This is a genomic window from Pseudomonas sp. CYM-20-01 (assembly GCF_023169845.1).
GTDB classification, from domain to species: Bacteria; Pseudomonadota; Gammaproteobacteria; order Pseudomonadales; family Pseudomonadaceae; genus Aquipseudomonas; species Aquipseudomonas azotoformans.
The window spans coordinates 1,948,315-1,965,697 of record NZ_AP025169.1 but is presented as its reverse complement, the minus strand read 5'-3'; the positions used below and the strand labels follow the sequence as shown (position 1 = coordinate 1,965,697).

Annotated in this window: 20 protein-coding genes; 16 read left to right on the top strand and 4 right to left on the bottom strand. The window is 60.1% G+C overall.

Going from position 1 to position 17,383, the window contains the following annotated elements; genetic code table 11:
- Positions 1-65: 65 nt before the first annotated feature.
- From M2497_RS08810 to M2497_RS08800, 3 genes are all read right to left on the bottom strand, one after another.
- Complete coding sequence (locus M2497_RS08810; protein WP_248486926.1) at positions 66-854, bottom strand: SDR family oxidoreductase; 789 nt, start codon at positions 852-854, stop codon at positions 66-68.
- On the bottom strand, positions 851-1,573 hold the full coding sequence (locus M2497_RS08805; protein ID WP_058425125.1) for a GntR family transcriptional regulator: 723 nt from the start codon (positions 1,571-1,573) through the stop codon (positions 851-853). Before M2497_RS08805 ends, M2497_RS08810 begins: the two co-directional genes overlap by 4 nt.
- A gap of 148 nt (positions 1,574-1,721) precedes the next feature.
- Positions 1,722-1,865 (bottom strand): hypothetical protein, encoded by a 144-nt coding sequence (locus tag M2497_RS08800; protein ID WP_248486924.1) that lies wholly within the window; start codon positions 1,863-1,865, stop codon positions 1,722-1,724.
- 195 nt (positions 1,866-2,060) lie between these two features.
- On the opposite strand from M2497_RS08800, the gene M2497_RS08795 reads away from it, so the two are divergent.
- Positions 2,061-3,365 carry an MFS transporter gene (locus tag M2497_RS08795; RefSeq protein WP_248486922.1) on the top strand — a complete coding sequence of 435 codons (1,305 nt, stop codon included), beginning with the start codon at positions 2,061-2,063 and terminating at the stop codon, positions 3,363-3,365.
- On the top strand, positions 3,365-4,123 hold the full coding sequence (locus tag M2497_RS08790; RefSeq protein ID WP_248486920.1) for a substrate-binding domain-containing protein: 759 nt from the start codon (positions 3,365-3,367) through the stop codon (positions 4,121-4,123). Before M2497_RS08795 ends, M2497_RS08790 begins: the two co-directional genes overlap by 1 nt.
- Here the strand turns inward: M2497_RS08790 and M2497_RS08785 are convergent.
- Positions 4,115-5,017, bottom strand: coding sequence for a LysR family transcriptional regulator (locus tag M2497_RS08785; protein WP_248486918.1), 903 nt, complete (start codon positions 5,015-5,017; stop codon positions 4,115-4,117). The genes M2497_RS08790 and M2497_RS08785 overlap by 9 nt on opposite strands.
- Positions 5,018-5,350: 333 nt before the next feature.
- On the opposite strand from M2497_RS08785, the gene M2497_RS08780 reads away from it, so the two are divergent.
- The 14 genes from M2497_RS08780 to M2497_RS08715 all read left to right on the top strand — a co-directional run bounded on the left by M2497_RS08780 (position 5,351) and on the right by M2497_RS08715 (position 17,324).
- The gene (locus tag M2497_RS08780; RefSeq protein WP_348984778.1) at positions 5,351-5,632 is read left to right on the top strand and encodes a type II toxin-antitoxin system ParD family antitoxin; all 282 of its coding nucleotides are present in this window, start codon (positions 5,351-5,353) and stop codon (positions 5,630-5,632) included.
- Positions 5,629-5,955 (top strand): type II toxin-antitoxin system RelE/ParE family toxin, encoded by a 327-nt coding sequence (locus M2497_RS08775; RefSeq protein ID WP_248486915.1) that lies wholly within the window; start codon positions 5,629-5,631, stop codon positions 5,953-5,955. The genes M2497_RS08780 and M2497_RS08775 overlap by 4 nt, the downstream gene beginning before the upstream one ends.
- Positions 5,956-6,059: 104 nt before the next feature.
- Positions 6,060-6,911, top strand: a complete 852-nt coding sequence (locus M2497_RS08770; protein WP_248486914.1) for an STAS domain-containing protein — start codon at positions 6,060-6,062, stop codon at positions 6,909-6,911.
- 2 nt (positions 6,912-6,913) lie between these two features.
- On the top strand, positions 6,914-7,276 hold the full coding sequence (locus M2497_RS08765; protein WP_248486913.1) for an STAS domain-containing protein: 363 nt from the start codon (positions 6,914-6,916) through the stop codon (positions 7,274-7,276).
- Positions 7,273-7,677 (top strand): ATP-binding protein, encoded by a 405-nt coding sequence (locus M2497_RS08760; RefSeq protein ID WP_248486912.1) that lies wholly within the window; start codon positions 7,273-7,275, stop codon positions 7,675-7,677. The genes M2497_RS08765 and M2497_RS08760 overlap by 4 nt, the downstream gene beginning before the upstream one ends.
- A complete protein-coding gene (locus M2497_RS08755; protein WP_248486911.1) occupies positions 7,668-8,675 on the top strand; it encodes an ATP-binding protein in 1,008 nt (335 codons plus the stop codon). Before M2497_RS08760 ends, M2497_RS08755 begins: the two co-directional genes overlap by 10 nt.
- Positions 8,668-9,531: an ATP-binding protein gene (locus tag M2497_RS08750; RefSeq protein WP_248486910.1), complete on the top strand. Its 864-nt coding sequence runs from the start codon at positions 8,668-8,670 to the stop codon at positions 9,529-9,531. The genes M2497_RS08755 and M2497_RS08750 overlap by 8 nt, the downstream gene beginning before the upstream one ends.
- On the top strand, positions 9,521-11,446 hold the full coding sequence (locus M2497_RS08745; protein ID WP_248486907.1) for a response regulator: 1,926 nt from the start codon (positions 9,521-9,523) through the stop codon (positions 11,444-11,446). The genes M2497_RS08750 and M2497_RS08745 overlap by 11 nt, the downstream gene beginning before the upstream one ends.
- 141 nt (positions 11,447-11,587) lie before the next feature.
- Positions 11,588-12,412, top strand: a complete 825-nt coding sequence (locus tag M2497_RS08740) for a hypothetical protein (protein WP_248488183.1) — start codon at positions 11,588-11,590, stop codon at positions 12,410-12,412.
- Positions 12,413-12,592: 180 nt separating this feature from the next.
- Positions 12,593-12,802, top strand: a complete 210-nt coding sequence (locus M2497_RS08735) for a cold shock domain-containing protein (RefSeq protein ID WP_248486905.1) — start codon at positions 12,593-12,595, stop codon at positions 12,800-12,802.
- Between the two features lie 66 nt (positions 12,803-12,868).
- Positions 12,869-13,081, top strand: coding sequence for a hypothetical protein (locus tag M2497_RS08730; RefSeq protein ID WP_248486903.1), 213 nt, complete (start codon positions 12,869-12,871; stop codon positions 13,079-13,081).
- A 325-nt stretch (positions 13,082-13,406) separates the two neighbouring features.
- On the top strand, positions 13,407-14,633 hold the full coding sequence (locus tag M2497_RS08725) for an MFS transporter (protein ID WP_248486901.1): 1,227 nt from the start codon (positions 13,407-13,409) through the stop codon (positions 14,631-14,633).
- A 605-nt stretch (positions 14,634-15,238) separates the two neighbouring features.
- The gene (locus tag M2497_RS08720) at positions 15,239-16,441 is read left to right on the top strand and encodes a site-specific integrase (protein WP_169892585.1); all 1,203 of its coding nucleotides are present in this window, start codon (positions 15,239-15,241) and stop codon (positions 16,439-16,441) included.
- 106 nt (positions 16,442-16,547) lie between these two features.
- Entirely contained in the window at positions 16,548-17,324 is a 777-nt protein-coding gene (locus tag M2497_RS08715; protein WP_169892583.1) for a hypothetical protein, read from the top strand.
- Positions 17,325-17,383: the final 59 nt, after the last annotated feature.

The window sequence follows — 17,383 nt, the reverse complement described above, 5'->3', positions numbered from 1 at the left end:
CGAATCTCCGACTTTTATTCTTATGAAAAAAATCCTGGGTGCTGCGCGATGTGTTCTTCCGTGGCTTACAGGTACTCGACGTTACCGTCGACGCTGATCGCCTGGCCGGTCACGTTGCGTGCGGCGGGCGAACAGAGGAACAACGCCATGGCGGCCACGTCTTCGGCGGTGACCATGCGTTTGAGGGAAATTTTGTTGAGGTATTCCTGGCGCATCTCGGCTTCCGGCACGCCGACCTGTTCGGCACGGGCGCGGATCACGCCGTCCATGCGCGGGCCTTCGACGATGCCGGGCAGCAAGGCGTTGACGCGGATATCACTCTCGCCCAGCTCCGAGGCCAGGGATTTCATCAGGCCGACAATCGCCCATTTGGTCGCCGCATACGGCGTGCGCCACGCGTAGCCCAAGCGCCCCGCTACCGAGGCGATATGCAGCAGGTGGCCGTGGGACGATTGCTTGAGCATCGGCACCGCGTGGTGGGCAAAGCGGTATTGCGCGGTGAGATTGATGTTGATAGTGGCTTGCCACTCGGCGTCGCTGATCGCATCGATACCGCCGGTAGGCCCGGCGATTCCGGCGTTGTTGACCAGCACATCGAGGCCGCCGAAATGCTCGCGCTGCACCGTGAACACCGCTTCGATCTGCGCGGCATCGCTGACGTCGGCGCGGGTGGCGACGGTGCCGGGGTACTTGTCGCGAAACGCGGCCAGGGCTGGCTCGCTCACGTCACACACATGCACCTGGGCACCGGCTTCCAGGTACGCCGCCGCCAGCACTTCACCAATGCCGGCAGCCCCGCCGGAAATCAACACACGTAACCCAGGATAGGGCTGCAGCCGCTGTAGGACACTCATGCACGTTTACCTCCTGAAGCAGACGACCGTGAACGGTCGTTCTTGACGAGCAGGCGCGCCAGGGAGTCGGCGGCCTGCATGATGTCATCGGTCACCGCTGCACGGGCGCCGGCGCCATCGCGGGCAGCCAGCGCCTCGACAATGCGCGTGTGCGCCTCCATCGAGCGTTGCAGGTGAGCTTTATCCGGGGCGACCAGCGCAAAGCACGGGCCCATGTGCAGCCAGAAGTTTTCCACGGCGGCCATGGTCAGCTCGGCCTGGGCCACGGCGTAGATGCGCCGGTGGAATGCAAAGTTGGTCCACAGGTAGCGCGACACGTCGACTTCGTCGGCGGCGTGTTGCATTTGCTGGCACAGGTCGGTGATTTCGTCGAGGTCAGCCTTTTGCAGGCGCAGCACGGCTTTTTCCGCCAGCAGCCCTTCGAGGGCGACCCGTGCATCACGAATTTCACGCAGGCGTTCGACCGTCATCAGGCGTACACGCAGACGGGAGGTCTCGGTGACTTCAAAGGCGTTTTCGGCGCTGAGGCGTTGCAGGGCTTCGCGCACCGGCATCGGGCTAGAACCAAGGGCTTCGGCAAGGCCGCGGATGGTGAGTTTCTGGCCAGGCTGGAAACGGCCACTCATCAACGCTTCGCGGATCTGGCGGTAGACCTGGTCTTGCAAGGTATCGCGGGACACCTGGCGCAGGGTGGGCAGGAGGAGCGGACCATCTGTCATGAGGCAAAACCTGTGTTGTGGTTCTTATGGCCTCAATATGTGATCACAAATCAAATATTTCAAATAGTTTCCTGATTTTGGGTGGTGCACATACAAATGTGGGAGTGGGCTTGCCCCCTCCCACATTTGGACCGCTGAAACCCTGATATCAGGGTTTCAGCGGACGCTCCTGGTCGCGCTCTGAAAGCTCGGTGCCATCATCGGGATGTTTCCAGGTCTGCGGTTTTTCTTCCTCATGCCGCCGGGGCTGCTCACGTTCCGACTCGTCCCGCCGTTTCTGTTGATCAGTCATTGCCACCTCCCATCCGTAAGAATTGGTCACATCTTCAGCATAGACAGCGAATGTATTTCCGACCGCATTACCAATTGATAGCCAAAACACATCAATCTATCCAAATTTGTCACTTTTCATTTCTAAATGTGTCAGCCACTATGCTAGGTCTTAAGCGAAACAAGCACTTTAAAAGAACGCTGGAGACATAAAACCATGACTAGCTCTACCCGTCCCGATTCTGCCCCCTCGAAAGTGGGTGCGGTATTCCGCGTTACTTCGGGCAACTTCCTCGAACAGTTCGACTTCTTCCTGTTCGGTTTCTATGCCACCTACATCGCTGCCGCGTTCTTCCCTGCCGCTAATGAATTTGCGTCATTAATGATGACCTTCGCCGTGTTCGGCGCAGGCTTCCTGATGCGTCCGTTGGGCGCGATCATTCTGGGTGCCTATATCGATGACGTCGGGCGCCGCAAAGGGCTGATCGTGACCTTGTCGATCATGGCCAGCGGCACGCTGCTGATCGTGCTGGTGCCCGGCTATCACACCATCGGCCTGTGGGCACCGCTGCTGGTGCTGCTCGGTCGTTTACTGCAAGGCTTCTCGGCCGGTGCGGAACTGGGCGGCGTATCGGTGTACCTGTCTGAAATGGCCACCCCAGGCCGCAAAGGCTTCTACACCAGCTGGCAATCGGGTAGCCAACAGATCTCCATCGTGGTCGCCGCTGCGCTGGGTTATGGCCTGAATGTGTGGATGGAACCCTCGGTGGTTGCCGACTGGGGCTGGCGCATTCCGTTCGCCATCGGCTGCGTGATCATCCCGTTCATCTTCGTGCTGCGCCGCAACCTGCAGGAAACCGAAGAATTCGCCAACCGCAAACATCGCCCGACCATGCGTGAAGTGATGGCGACCCTGGTGAAAAACTGGACCGTGGTCATCGGCGGCATGCTGATGGTGGCCATGACCACTACCGCGTTCTACCTGATCACCGTGTACGCGCCGACTTTCGGCAAGACCGTGCTGCAACTGAGCACGTCCGATGCGCTGCTGGTGACCCTGCTGGTGGCGGTGTCGAACTTTGTCTGGCTGCCGATCGGCGGTACGTTGAGCGATCGTTTCGGCCGCAAGCCAGTGCTGATCGCCATGACCGCGATGACCGTTCTCACGGCCTACCCAGCACTGTCCTACGTGGTGAACGCACCGAGCTTCGCCCACATGCTGGAAACCCTGCTGTGGTTCTCGTTCCTCTACGGTATGTACAACGGCGCCATGATCCCGGCACTCACCGAAATCATGCCGGTGGAAGTGCGCGTGGCGGGCTTCTCCCTGGCCTATAGCCTGGCGACCGCGATCTTCGGCGGTTTCACCCCGGCGATCTCCACCTGGTTCATTCACATCACCGAAGACAAGGCCTCGCCGGCCTACTGGATGATGTTCGCCGCCCTGTGCGCGCTGTGCTCGACCCTGGCGCTGTACCGTCGCGCCAATACCCGTGGCCAGGTGATGCAGGGGGCCGCGTGATGAAGCCGCTGTTCAAGACCCTGGCGGCCCTGGCCCTCGGCGCCCTGGCGCTGTCGGCCCAGGCCGAACAGCTCAAGGTGATGACGTCGGGTGGCTTCACTGCCGCTTATAAGTTGCTCGGCCCGCAATACGCCAAGCACAGCGGCGATACCCTGGACACTATCCTTGGCCCGTCGATGGGCAAGGCGCCGGAAGCGATTCCCAACCGCCTGGCCCGAGGCGAACACGCCGACGTGGTGATCATGGTCGGCTACGCTCTGGACGACTTGATCAAGCAGGGCAAGGTCGACCCGGCCTCCCGCGTGGAGCTGGCAGACTCGCGCATCGGCCTGGTGGTGAAGGCCGGCGCCGTCAAACCGGCCATCGGCACCGATGCCGAATTGAAAGCCGCCCTGAGCAAGGCCAAATCGGTGGCCTATTCGGACAGCGCCAGCGGTGTGTATGTCGAGAAAGAGCTGTTCAAGAAGCTCGGCATGCCCGCCAAAGGCACCATGATCGAACGCCTGCCGGTGGCCGAGCAGGTGGCCAAGGGTGACTACGAAGTGGGCTTGCAGCAGGTCGCGGAATTGTTGCCGGTGCCCGGTGTGACCTACGTCGGCAAGATCCCGGAAGACGTGCAATCGGTGACACGCTTTGCGGCGGGCATACCGGTCAACGCCGAACATCCGGAGCAGGCCAAGGCGTTGTTGCAATTTCTGGCCTCGCCCGAGGTGCAACCGGTGGTGCAATCCACCGGGCTGGATTCGGTGTCACGCTGACCGGAACGGCATCTCCCGCACCAACCGCTCCAACTCCAGCGCCGCTGGCGGCAAAGTCCGCCCGCGGCGTTTTATCAAGCCCACGTTGCGCATCACCTGCGGATCCACCAGCGGCACGCTCACCAGAATCGGATGCTCGACCGCCGGCATCGCAATCGACGGCACCATCGCCACCCCCAGCCCCGCCTCCACCAGCCCGATCATGGTGGTCACGTGATGCGTTTCGCAGATACTCGGCTTTTTCACCCGCACGCCGCGCAAGGCCTGGTCAAGCAGGGAGCGGTTGCCGGAGGTTTTGTCGAGCGTGATGTAATCATGCTCAAAGGCTTCGGCCCAAGCCACGCTTTCACGCTGGGCCAGCGGGTGGTCACGACGACAGGCCAGCACGTAGCGCTCCTGCAACAGCAGCTCGAACTCCACCTCATCGGCCAGGCTGCCGCTGAAACTCACGCCGAAATCCGCCTCGCCACTCTCCACCGCATTGCACACTTCGCCGGCACTGGCATCCAGTACGCGCAGGCGAATCTTCGGGTACAGCTTGTGGAACTCGGAGATCACGTGGGGCATGAAGTAGTAGGCGGTGGACGGCACACAGGCGATGGTGACATTGCCCATGCGCGTGGACGCGACGTTGCTGATGCCCATCAGCGCCACGTCGAGGTCATCGAGCATGCGCTCCACCTGCGGCAGGAAGGCGCGGCCGACCATGGTCAGGCTGACGCGCCGGGTGGTGCGTTCGAACAGTTTTACATCGAGGGCGGTTTCGAGCTTTTCGATGCGTCGGCTGAGGGCCGGTTGCGAGATGCGGATGGCCTCGGCGGCGCCACGGAAACTGCCCTTGTCTACCACAGCGCGGAAGGCCTGGAGGTCGTTGAGGTCGAAGTTGATGATCACGGGAGTGAGGCCAGAGTGGTCGAGGGGGTGGGCATTATCGTATGGGAGCGGGTGGGGCGCCATGTGTGCCAGGACCGGTTTGCCGTAATAACCCTGCTACAAATATGAAGTCATACATATCAGCGGGTTATTGGCTGCCCGCGACCACGCAATCGTTGAAATGGGTCAATACTTGCGGCCTGACCTACACAACGGGAGATGGACTCACTCATGGAAACCTATCACTTCTGGATGGACGACGAGACGCCGGATATCGGCTTTGACCAGATGCTCCTTGCATCACGCCAATGGTCAAGTAGGATTGAATCCTACTCACCCCTGGCGGACGTCCAAATGCGCTCAACCCAGCAAATGAGCATTACCTTGCCCATCGAAATGGCTGCCTTGGTCAAGGCCAAGGTCGCTGCCGGTGAATACGCCACCGAAAGCGAAGTGATCCGCGACGGCCTGCGGGCCTTGCTGGCACGGGATCGCGCCATGGATGACTGGCTGCGCGACCAGGTTATCCCCGCCGCCGTGGCGCTCGATGCCAACCCCGGCCGGGCGTTATCGGCCGAGCAGGTTCGTGAGCATCTGGCCACCAAACGCCAGCGCAAAGGCCACGATAGAACGTGAAGTATTCAGTGACCTTTTCGCCCGAGGCACTGACCCAACTTGACGCCCTTGAAGACTACATCAGCGATACCGGCTCGCCGCTGGTCGCCGCACGCTTCGTCGACAACCTCGTGACCTGCTGCGAAAACCTGACCATGTTTCCTTTACATGGCACCCGCCGGGACGACGTGCTGCCCGGCCTGCGCATTACGCATTATCGGCATTCCACCGTCATCGCATTCAGGGTGGATGCACGTGCGCGGAGGGTGTCGATTCTGGGAATTTTCTACGGCGGCCAGGATTACGCCGTGCTGTCACAGCAAGAGGGGTCCACCGCCGATTAATGTCGCAGTGCCACTAATGAACGATTCCACCGGAAACAATTCTAAACAGTTCGTTTTAGTATAAATTGCGCGATTCCCATCGATGGCATTCAAGGAGGTTCCCCGTGGCAACTCTGCAAACGAACACAATCCAGGCCCTGCAGGACAATCGCAGCGCCCTCCTTGCTGAATGGAATGCCAGCCTCGATACCTCAGGGGCGACGCGCAACATCAAAGGCGATGACGTCAAACAGCAAACCCAGGAGTTCCTGAACCTGCTGACGACAGCCCTGCAACAAGGCAACTCGCAGAACACCGACCATGACAACTGGGCAGAAACCCGCGTATTCCTGGAAAAGTTGTCCCACAGCCGCGCCCTCGTCGGCCAGGACTCGCAACAGACCGCCAGCTTTATCTTCGCCCTCAAAGGCCCGCTGTTCGTCCTGCTGCAGCGAGAATACGCCGACCAACCGGCACAACTGGCCGAACAACTGCTGAAGATCTCCGAACTGCTCGATGCCCTGGGCATGCACACCATCCGCACCTTCCAGAAATCCCGGGAGTCGGTGATCAAGCGCCAGCAGGAAGAGTTGCTGGAGCTGTCCACCCCGGTGGTCAAGCTGTGGGACGGCGTCCTGGCCCTGCCGATGATCGGCACCCTGGATTCGCAACGCACACAGGTGGTGATGGAGTCGCTGCTGCAACGCATCGTCGATACCGGCGCGGAAATCGCGATCATCGACATTACCGGCGTGCCAACCGTCGACACCCTGGTGGCCCAGCACCTGCTGAAAACTGTCACGGCCATCCGCCTCATGGGCGCCGATTGCATCATCAGCGGCGTACGCCCGCAAATCGCGCAGACCATCGTGCACCTGGGCCTTGACCTGCAGGGCGTGGTCACCAAGGCCAACCTGGCCGACGCGCTGGCACTCTCCCTCAAACGCCTAGGCGTCACCGTCACCAAGGCCGTTTAAGCATGGAACGCATCCCTATTTTGCAGATGGGCGAGTTCTTGCTCGTGACCATCCAGGTGGACATGCACGACCAACTCGCGCTGACCTTGCAGGACGACTTGTCCGAACGCATCAACCGCACTTCCGCCCGCGGCGTTCTGATCGATATCTCGGCGCTGGACATGGTCGACTCGTTCATCGGACGCATGATCGGTACCATTTCCGGCCTGTCACGCATCATGGATGCCCAGACCGTATTGGTGGGCATGCAACCGGCCGTGGCCATTACGCTGGTGGAACTGGGCATGACCCTGCCTGGCGTGGCGACGGCGTTGAATGTCGAGCGCGGCATGAAACTGCTGCGTGACCGGGTAGAACACTCATGACCCAAGCCAGCAATGGCACCCACCCGGTGCTGATCGAACAGGACGTCGTGCTGGCTCGACAACTCGTACGCAAACTGGCCCAGGACTGCGGCATGCGCCTGATCGACCTGACCAAGCTGGTCACGGCGGTCAGCGAGCTGGCGCGCAACACGGTGGTCTATGGCAAGGGCGGCTACATGGATTGGGCGGTGGTGGAAAAAGACCATCGACCCGGCGTGCGCCTGACCTTTCGTGATGAAGGGCCGGGCATTCCCGATCTCAAGCTGGCAATGACCGACGGCTGGACCTCCGGCAGCGGCCTGGGCCTGGGGCTTACCGGAGCCAAGCGCCTGGTGGATGAATTTGAACTGGAGACCGCGCCAGGCCAGGGCACCCGCGTGACGATCACCCGATGGGCCTGAACATCCCCAGCGCCCTGACGCATGTACTGCTGATTGAGGACACCAGCCAGATCGGTCATGCCCGTCGCACGGCGCAGCAGCTCGCCGAGCAGTTGGGCTTCGACGACACCGATGCCGGGCGCGTGGCCCTGGTGGCCACTGAACTGGCCAGCAATATCCTCAAGCATGCCGAACATGGCCAACTGCACCTGCGCACCACCGGTAATGGCGGCCTCGAACTGATCGCCATCGACCGTGGCCAAGGCTTCGACCTGAACAGCTGCCTGGTGGACGGCTACTCCACCGGAGGTACCCAAGGCATTGGCCTGGGCGCGATTTCGCGCCTGGCTCAGGTATTCGATGCCTACGCCGATCAACGCGGCACGGCGATCCTGGCCAGGCTGTATCCGCGCGGTTCAGTTGCAAAAGACATTCGCTACGGGGTCAGCCAGCATTCACTGCATGACGACCCGCACTGCGGGGATGCCTGGCACCTGGCAATCGAACCCGGTCGTTTCAGTGTGATGGTGGCCGATGGACTCGGCCATGGAGAATATGCCGAGCACGCCGCGCGGGCAGGAGAGGTGGTATTTGCCCAGGATGCCTTCCTGGATTCGACCGTGCTGATGAACGATCTGCACATTGCCATGAACGGCACCCGCGGCGGGGCCCTTGCCGTGGCGCAGTACGATGCCGAGGCCGATCACCTGAGGTTTACCGGCGTGGGCAATATTGGCGCCAGCCTGATCGGGCCTGGCAAGTCCCGGGGACTGGCTTCGCACCCTGGGATCGTCGGCGTGCAGTTTCGCAAGGCGCATGCCTTCGACTACGCTCAAGTCGGCGGCCAGTTGCTGATCCTGTACAGCGACGGCCTGCAATCACGCTGGAACCTTTCGGACTACCCCGGGCTCGTCCACCGCCACCCTGCCCTGATCGCCGCCGTCCTGCACCGTGACTTCTGTCGCGGCCGGGATGACGTCACGGTCTTCGTGATTGCCCTGGAGGCCATTGATGGCTGACACCCCTGCCGCGCTCGCCGCTGAAATCGAACGCCTTCGCCTGGAGGCGGACGCCTTGCGTGCCGAGTTGGACGAAACCAACCAAGGCGTGCTCGCGCTGTATGCCGAACTGGACACCCAGGCAGATCAACTGCGCCAGGCATCGGACCTCAAAAGCCGCTTCCTGTCCTACATGAGCCATGAGTTCCGCACACCGCTGGGCTCGATCCTGAGCATCACCAGCCTGCTGGCCGATGAGCTGGATGGCCCGTTGAGCGAGGAACAGCACACCCAGGTCGGCTTCATTCGCAACTCGGCCCGCGAACTGCGCGAGATGGTCGATGACCTGTTGGACCTGGCCAAGATCGAGGCCGGGCGTATCAGCATTTCCCCGGCCTGGTTCGACATGTTCGACCTGTTCTCGGCATTGCGCGGCATGTTCCGGCCGATTGTCGATGCGTCCTCGGTGGACCTGATCTTCGAAGAGCCGTCCGGCTTGCCCAAGCTCTACACCGATGACAAGAAACTGGCGCAGATCCTGCGCAACTTTATCTCCAACGCGCTGAAGTTCACCACGCAGGGCGAAGTGCGGGTGTCGGCGCGCATGGAGAATGAACACGAGATACGCTTTGCGGTGCAGGACACCGGCCTGGGTATACCAGCCGAATTGCACAGCAACCTGTTCGAAGACTTTTCCCAGATCGATTCGCCCTTGCAAAAACGTCTGCGCGGCACCGGCCTGGGGCTGTCCTTGTGCAAGCGTTTCGCCGAACTGCTCGGTGGCCGGGTGGGCGTGGAAAGCACACCTGGGGTGGGCTCGCTGTTTTTTGTGATCATTCCCTTTTCCATCGCCAGCGAGACCGTCGATGAAACGTGACATCCAGCTGCTGATCGTCGACGACAACGCCGCCACGCGCTACGCCCTGCGCCGACGTCTTGAGCGTCATCACTACCGGGTACTGGAAGCCGGCACGGGCCAGGAAGGACTCGACCTGATCGCAAGGGGCAAGATCGACGCACTGATCCTGGACGTCAACCTGCCCGACATGAGCGGCTTCGATATCGTGCGCGGTTTGCGCGCCAACCCGGCCACGGCGTTGCTGCCGGTGGTGCACGTTTCGGCGGCGTCCATCGAGACCGGCGACATCATCACCGGCCTGGACGCAGGTGCCGATGCCTACCTGATCCACCCGGTAGACCCCGAGGTCCTGCTGGCGACCTTGCGCACCTTGCTGCGGGTACGCGACACCGAATACGCCCTGCGCGAAAGCGAGGCGCGCTTTCGGGAAATCTTCTTCAATATCAGCGCACCGATTGCGGTGATGGACGCGCAGTTGAAGGTTCACGAGTGCAACCACGCCTTCGCCCAACTGATCCACGACAACCTCAACCCGGACGCCCTGCTCGAATGCTTCGCCAGCGATCAATATAGCGTTATCCAGGAGCTGTGCTTGCGCCTCGCGGCAGGCGAGCGCTGGAAGGGCACGCTGCAGATGAAGGTCGATGGCCAACTGCGCGAAACCGAATGGCAGATTTCGCCCTATGATCGCGCCGAGCTGAGCCTGGTGTTTGTCGAGGACGTGACCGAACACCGCCATCGTGAACGTCACCAGCAGGCCGAACTGGCCAACGCCGCCACCCAGCTTGCACGTACGGAGGCGCAACTGCTCCAGGCCCAGAAAATGGATGCCCTGGGCAAGCTCACCGGCGGTATCGCCCACGACTTCAACAACCTGCTGACGGGCATCATCACCAGCCTGGAACTGATCAAGAAGCGCATCGAAAGCCAGCGCACCGACAAGGTCCTGGGTTATGCCGACGCGGCGCTCAGTTCAGCCCTTAGCGCCGCCGGCCTGACCAACCGTCTGCTCGCCTTCGCCCGCCAGCAGCCACTGGACACCCGGCCGACCGATATCAACGCACACATCCGCTCCCTGGAAGAACTGCTGGTGCGCACCATCGGCGAACACATTGCCCTGAAGCTGGAGTTGACCAGCAACCCCGCCGTGGCGCTGGTGGACCCGATCCAACTGGAAAGTGCGGTACTGAACCTGGTGATCAACGCGCGGGATGCACTGCCCCAGGGCGGGATTATCTGGGTGACGACTTACCCATCGTACTCTAACGGCCACCTCAAGCTGGAAGACGGCCCGTACGTTGCACTGTCGGTACGGGACAACGGTGTGGGCATCGAGCACAGCGTGATCGATAAGGTGTTCGACCCATTCTTCACCACCAAGCCCGTGGGCCAGGGCACCGGCCTGGGTCTGTCGACCATCTATGGCTTTGCCCGCCAGTCCGGCGGTGATGCGCAGATCCGCAGCGTCACCCGCCAGGGCACCGAGGTGACCCTCATGCTCCCCGCCGCCGACGGCCCTGCCACCCTTGCCACCAAGACCGTGGCAGTGCCAGGTAACAGCAAGGGTGAACATATACTGATCGTCGAAGACATGCCCTCGGTCCGCAGTTTTGTCGCCGAGGTCCTGATGGACGCCGGCTACCGCTGCAGCCTGGCCGCTGACGGTGACGAAGCAATCGCCATTCTGCAGGCCGACCCGAGCATCCATCTGCTGCTGACGGATGTCGGCCTGCCCTACATGACCGGTCGGGAGTTGGCCGACCACGCGCGCGCCCTGCATCCCAACCTGCCGATTCTGTTCATGACCGGCTACGCCGAGAATGCGGCCAACCGCCAGAACTTCCTGGGCGAACGCATGGACCTGCTCACCAAGCCCTTTCATATCGATGAGTTGCTGGAAAAAATCAGACAGGGCGTGGGGGAGCAGGACTAGGCACCAGTAAACGGGGCAACGGGTTTCCCACGCGTGAAGTTCAGCGACAAGCTTGGTAGGGTGGTCGACGATCTTTCCCCCGACGGCTGGCAACTCTCGATGACCAACGCTCCAAAAAAATACCCGGCGCTCCGATTTGGCATGCGCGCAGCAGGCCTGCTGTGCGTGGCAACCCTGGGCTTTTTTGCCTGGCAGAGTTACTACCCCGTCAGTGCCGCCAAGGGGTGGAGTGTCCAAGTGGTGCACCGCGACGTCCCCAAGGCCGCCTCACTGATGCCCCTGGCGGACGGCTCGCTGATGGTCAGCCAGGAACTCGACAAGGCCAAAGGCAGCATTGTACGCATCCACCCCGACGGCAGCCGCGACGTGGTGGTGGCCAGCCTGTCCAAACCCGACGGCCTGTTCGCCACCCGCGGCGGCTGGGTGTTCAGCCAGGAATCGGCCAACCTGCCCGTGAGTTTCTTCAAGGACGGCGTCGTCACCGAACTGTTCAAAGGCGAGAACGTGCAAGGCCTGTGGGATGACGGCGACGATCTCTATGCCATCGAAGACCGCAAACCCGTCGGGCGATTGCTGCGTTATCGCTGGAGCGACCAGACCCTCACCGTGGTTCGCGACCAATTGCAGGAAGGCGAGTCCATCGTGCGTTGTACTGACGGGCGGATGCTCTACACCGAGAAGAAGAAAGGCGTGGTACGTGAGCTGACCGAAGATGGCAGCGACCCGGTGGTATTGAGCAAGCTGAACCAGCCGACCTTCTTGATGTGCGATGCGCGTGGGCTGTGGGTCAATGAAGACGCTACCCATCGTGCGCGGTTGCTGTTGATCGATAAACAGGGAAGGCAGCAGACGATTCTGTCTTTCCTCAAGGCCCCACAGTCTATTGTGCCAACGGACAGAGGGACGTACTTGCTGGCGGAAGGCGGGAGAGACCGGATACTGGAACTGATACCCGCGCGTCAGTGAATTCCATCGCAAAACTTCGCAGTATTGCTCAAATTCATCAGTGATAAACCTGTCATAAATGACAGTACCGCTGGTCCTGAGGTGCGTTGACGAATTGTAGGTTCATGACTTTGCTTATGGGTACCGCTCCCAGTTGTATCGGCCCCGAGCGGGACACATGGGCATCGAGGATACAAAAAAATGAGCGATACACAAAACGGCACGGTGAAGTGGATCGACGAAGAGAAAGGCCGCGGTATTATCACCGGAGCGGATGGGACTGATCTTTTTTTCCAGTTGACTGCGGCTCAAACCTTAGCTGCATCTTTGAAAGGAGGAGAAAAGGTTACTTTTGTAGTCGTAGATGGGCCAAAAGGTAAACAGGCCACTGACGTAACTTCTGTCGCCTGAACAACCTTATCGATCAAAGCCCTCTCCACTACGAAAAATGCATTGCACTGAAAAAGGAGAACGGCCATGCCCAGTAAAGCTCCGCAAACTGCAATCACCACCAGCAGCGAGACAACGACCTACGATAACCAGGATATCTTCTTCCAAAGCCTGTCCTTCGCCAATGGAGGTCAGTTGCTACGCGAAGGGCAAACCGTTACCTACGATCTGAGAAAAAGAAGCAACGGTGTGTTGGAGGCGTTCAACATTCGCGTTGAAGAGGAGCCCATCGCGCATTAGTGCAACCTACTGCGTGCCACGAACCCCGTTCGCGGCACGCCTTCACTATTTTGCCCATGCCTGCAGCTCAGCAAAAAACGCCCGCGCATTACTTTCCAGCGTCTCCAGGTGATAACCCTCTTCTCAGCCCACGGAAGCATTCGCCCGACCTTGCAAAGCCTGCCGCCTCGTCATGCAGTGCGTGCCAGAGCGTCGCATCGATAGCACTGATGATTACTATCGAAACGAGCGCCTGCCCGATTTTCAGTACCGGTTCCTATAATCGCCTCCAATTTCCCTCCCCCGCGCCTGACTTCAGGCGACATTCACCCTGGAACCCAACGCCATGCCAAGTGCCAGCCAGGCCCCCAGCGGCCTTCCCGAACATAATCAACAGAGCGTCAAACAGCAGTGGCTGGCGATTCTCTCGGTCGCCGTCGGTGCCTTCGCCCTGGTGACCAGTGAATTTCTCCCAGTGGGCGTGCTCAACGACGTCGCCGCCGACCTCGGCATCAGTGCCGGCCACGCCGGCCTGATGGTGACCCTGCCCGGCATCATGGCCGCCCTCGCCGCCCCGTTGCTGTCGGTGATCATTGGCGCCATGGACCGCCGCTACCTGCTGATTGGTCTGACGCTGATCATGATCATCGCCAACATGGTCGTGGCGTTCGCCAGTGACTTCAGCCTGCTGCTATTCGGCCGCGTCTTGCTGGGCATCAGCATCGGCGGTTTCTGGGCGACGGCCATCGCCCTCAGCGGCCGCCTGGCGCCCAAGGGTGTGGACGTCGCCAAGGCGACCTCGATCATCATGATGGGCGTGACCCTGGCCACCGTACTGGGCGTGCCGGTCGGCACTTGGCTCAGTGGCTTGATGGGCTGGCGCATGACGTTCCTGGTGACCGCGCTGGTGGGCATACCGGTGCTGTTGGCGCAGGTCCTCTTGTTGCCTCGGCTGGATCCGGAGAAAGCCATTCTGGTGCGCGACCTGCCCGCCTTGTTCATCAACCCACGGGCTCGGGTCGGGTTGATCGCGGTATTGCTGATCGGCCTGGCGCACTTTGCTGCGTACACCTATGTTGCGCCGTTCTTCAAGAACAGCTCCGGCTTCGACGGCCCGACCATCGGTTCGCTGCTGCTGATGTTTGGCGTGGCAGGGGTTGCGGGTAACATCTTTGCCGGCTTCGCCGCCAACCGCAGCGTGCGCTACACGCTGCTGCTGGTCGCACTGATGATCGGCACCAGCACTGCACTGTTCCCCTACTTCGCCACTGGCTTGACCGGCGCAGCGATGCTGATCGCACTCTGGGGCTTTGCCTTCGGTGCCTTCCCGGCCTGCGCCAGTATCTGGATGTTTGTCGTGGCGCCCAAGGATGTCGAACGCGGCATGCCGCTGTTTGTCGCCCTGTTCCAGGTGATCATTGCCCTGGGTTCGTTCTTTGGCGGGCGAATCGTCGACCAGATGGGCAGCTCGGTGTTGTTGAGCCTGGCCACGGCGTTGGTGGGCGTAGGCTTTGTGACGGTGCTGGTGCTGGGGCGTAATGTGAGCAATCGCTTGGCGGCCCAGCCCGCCTAAGCGAACAGTGCCCTCCCAAAAAAGCCTGCTGAGCCGTGAGTCCAGCAGGCTTTTTTATTACCGTCACAGCGATGGAAAAGCTTGGTAATGAGAATTCGCACAATGAACATTGTGCACTCAGGCCTCTGGGCTAGGCTGAAAGCGTCGCCGATGTGGCGACATACTGCCAAGGAGTTTGTATGCCAGCCAAGTATCGTGATGCGGTCACAGGAGAGTACGTGACAGAGGCTGAGGCCAAGAAAAGACCGAGGGAAACGGTGAAGGAAACGGATAAGAAGCCGCCGTCAAAGCCGAAGGGCAAGAAGTAGGGTCAAGCTTTGAAGCTTGCTGGCTACAGCAAAGGAACGAGTGCACACCAAAACGAAAAAGCCCCGTAGCTTATTCAGCTACGGGGCTTTTTCTATGTAATGGCGGAGAGATAGACCGTATTGGCGGAGAGAGTGGCGGAAGCGGTGAACTTCCAGAAAAATCCATCAACAGCCAAAAAATCCCACGCAACCCCTTGAAATACTGAATATTCGAAAAACCACTCGTCTGATGGGGGTTTTCAACAACCACCCTTGTAACCTAGGGTTTTGATAGTCAATTCGTGGGTCGGGATCACCATGAAAACTATCTTCCGCCTAACTGCCTTATCGGTGTCGCGCACCAAAAAACCAGGCCTGTACTGCGACGGCGTGGGATTGTACCTGCAAGTCACCAAGGCGGGGGTCAAATCCTGGTTGTTTCGCTACATGCGCCATGGCAAGGCCAGAGGCATGGGGCTCGGGCCCCTTCATACGGTGAGCTTGGCCGAAGCGCGAACCAAGGCACTTAACTGTAGAAGGAAGCTGCTCGACGACATTGATCCTCTGGATGAGAGACGCCAGTTGAAGGCTGCGAGCAAAGCTGAGCTGGCCAACCAGCTGTCCTTTGACGAATGCGCCAAGAAGTACATCGCCGCCCACCGCAGCAGTTGGAAGAACGACAAACATGCCGCTCAATGGCAAAGCACGCTGGACGCCTACGCCAGCCCAGTGTTTGGCAACCTGCCCGTGCATACCGTTGATACGGCGCTGGTCATGCAAGTGCTTGAACCCGTCTGGACGAAGAAGACCGAAACCGCATCACGCGTGCGCGGCCGTATCGAGTCCGTGCTGGACTGGGCCACGGTCCGCGGCTACCGCAAGGGAGAGAATCCCGCACGCTGGAAGGGCCATCTTGACCATTTGCTACCACGCAAATCCAGAATTCAGAAGGTCAAGCACCACGCCGCCCTGCCCTACGCCGAGGCCAGTGCGTTTATTAGCCGGCTGCGCTCGTTGAGTGGCGTAGCGGCAAGAGCCTTCGAGCTACTCATCCTGACCGCCACTCGCACGAGCGAGACCCTGGGTGCCCGCAGGGTCGAGATCGATCTGGACGCCCAGATCTGGACGATTCCGGCTGAGCGCATGAAGGTCCCCAAGGAACATCGCATTCCACTCTGCCCGCACGCGATCAAGTTGCTTCGCCCGCTTGTCCAGGACGAGGCGAGTGATTCCGAGTACCTGTTTCCTGGCAACAAGCCTGGCACTCATTTATCCAACATGGCCCTCCTTCAGCTTTTGAGGCGGTTGGAACGTTCGGATCTTACCGCCCATGGCTTCCGCTCTACGTTTCGAGACTGGGCCAGGGAGACAACCGACTACCCACGGGAAGTTGCTGAAGCCGCCCTTGCCCACACCATCAGGGACAAGACAGAAGCCGCCTATGCGCGGGGAGATCTGTTTGATAAGCGTCGGGTCATGATGACGCACTGGGGCAGGTATCTCAGTCAAAAACCGAGATAAACCATTGTCCCCTACGCACCCAGCGTTCCGCATTGTTGACCCTCGAAACTCATGCGACTGCAAGGCAGCAGTGATGTACGATCATCCAACAGACAAGGAGCCAGTCGTGAAAAGAACCAATGGCAGCTTTCTTCATAGCTATCTAGAAGCGGCAAACCGCACAAGCAAGGAAGTGCTGGAAGAAGACCCGATCGCATTAGATCTGATCGAAAAATGCGACGACCTGATCGCACACCTTGTTTCTACTGACCAAAGCAAACTAGGCCTTGTAGGTCATGCCCTCGCGCTAAACGCCTATTTTCTGTTCATGGCCAGTGTGCGCACGGCCATCTCAGGGCACCCTGGAGCTGTACATTCCACACTGCGCTCCGCTTTGGAGCATGCCTGCTATGCATTTTTGATTGTTGAGGACGAACAACGTGTGGAGGTCTGGCTGAAGCGCAATGTTGATAAGGCTGGGAACAAAGAACAGCGAGCGACTTTCGGGCAGGCAGTCCACCGAGCCTCCACCGAAATGGAAAAGTATGATCCTGAGACCGCCTCGCGCATCAAGGCTTTGTATGACGCGGCAATCGACTTCGGCGCCCACCCCAACCCAAAATCCGTTCTCGCGCACCTAACAGTAGATTCGACTCAATCCAGCGACGCTCAAGTGTTGACCTGCCTGTATCCCTGGAGCCAGGAAACGGGGAGAGGCTTGCTTGCCTGCCTCGAGTTCGGCATCGCGATCATCAGCATCTTAGTCATCACAAAGACCAAATGCCCACCACTGCAGATGACCAACCCAGAGCTCTTCGACCTAATGATTCGGAGGAACGATGTGGCGGTTCAGCACTACGGCCTAAAGGTCGAGAACGGCAGAGTTATCTATAACGCATTCTGAGAGAGGTCGCCAATCAACCAGGAGCCCGCAGCTTATATGGCCTTTTCATGTGCCGCACA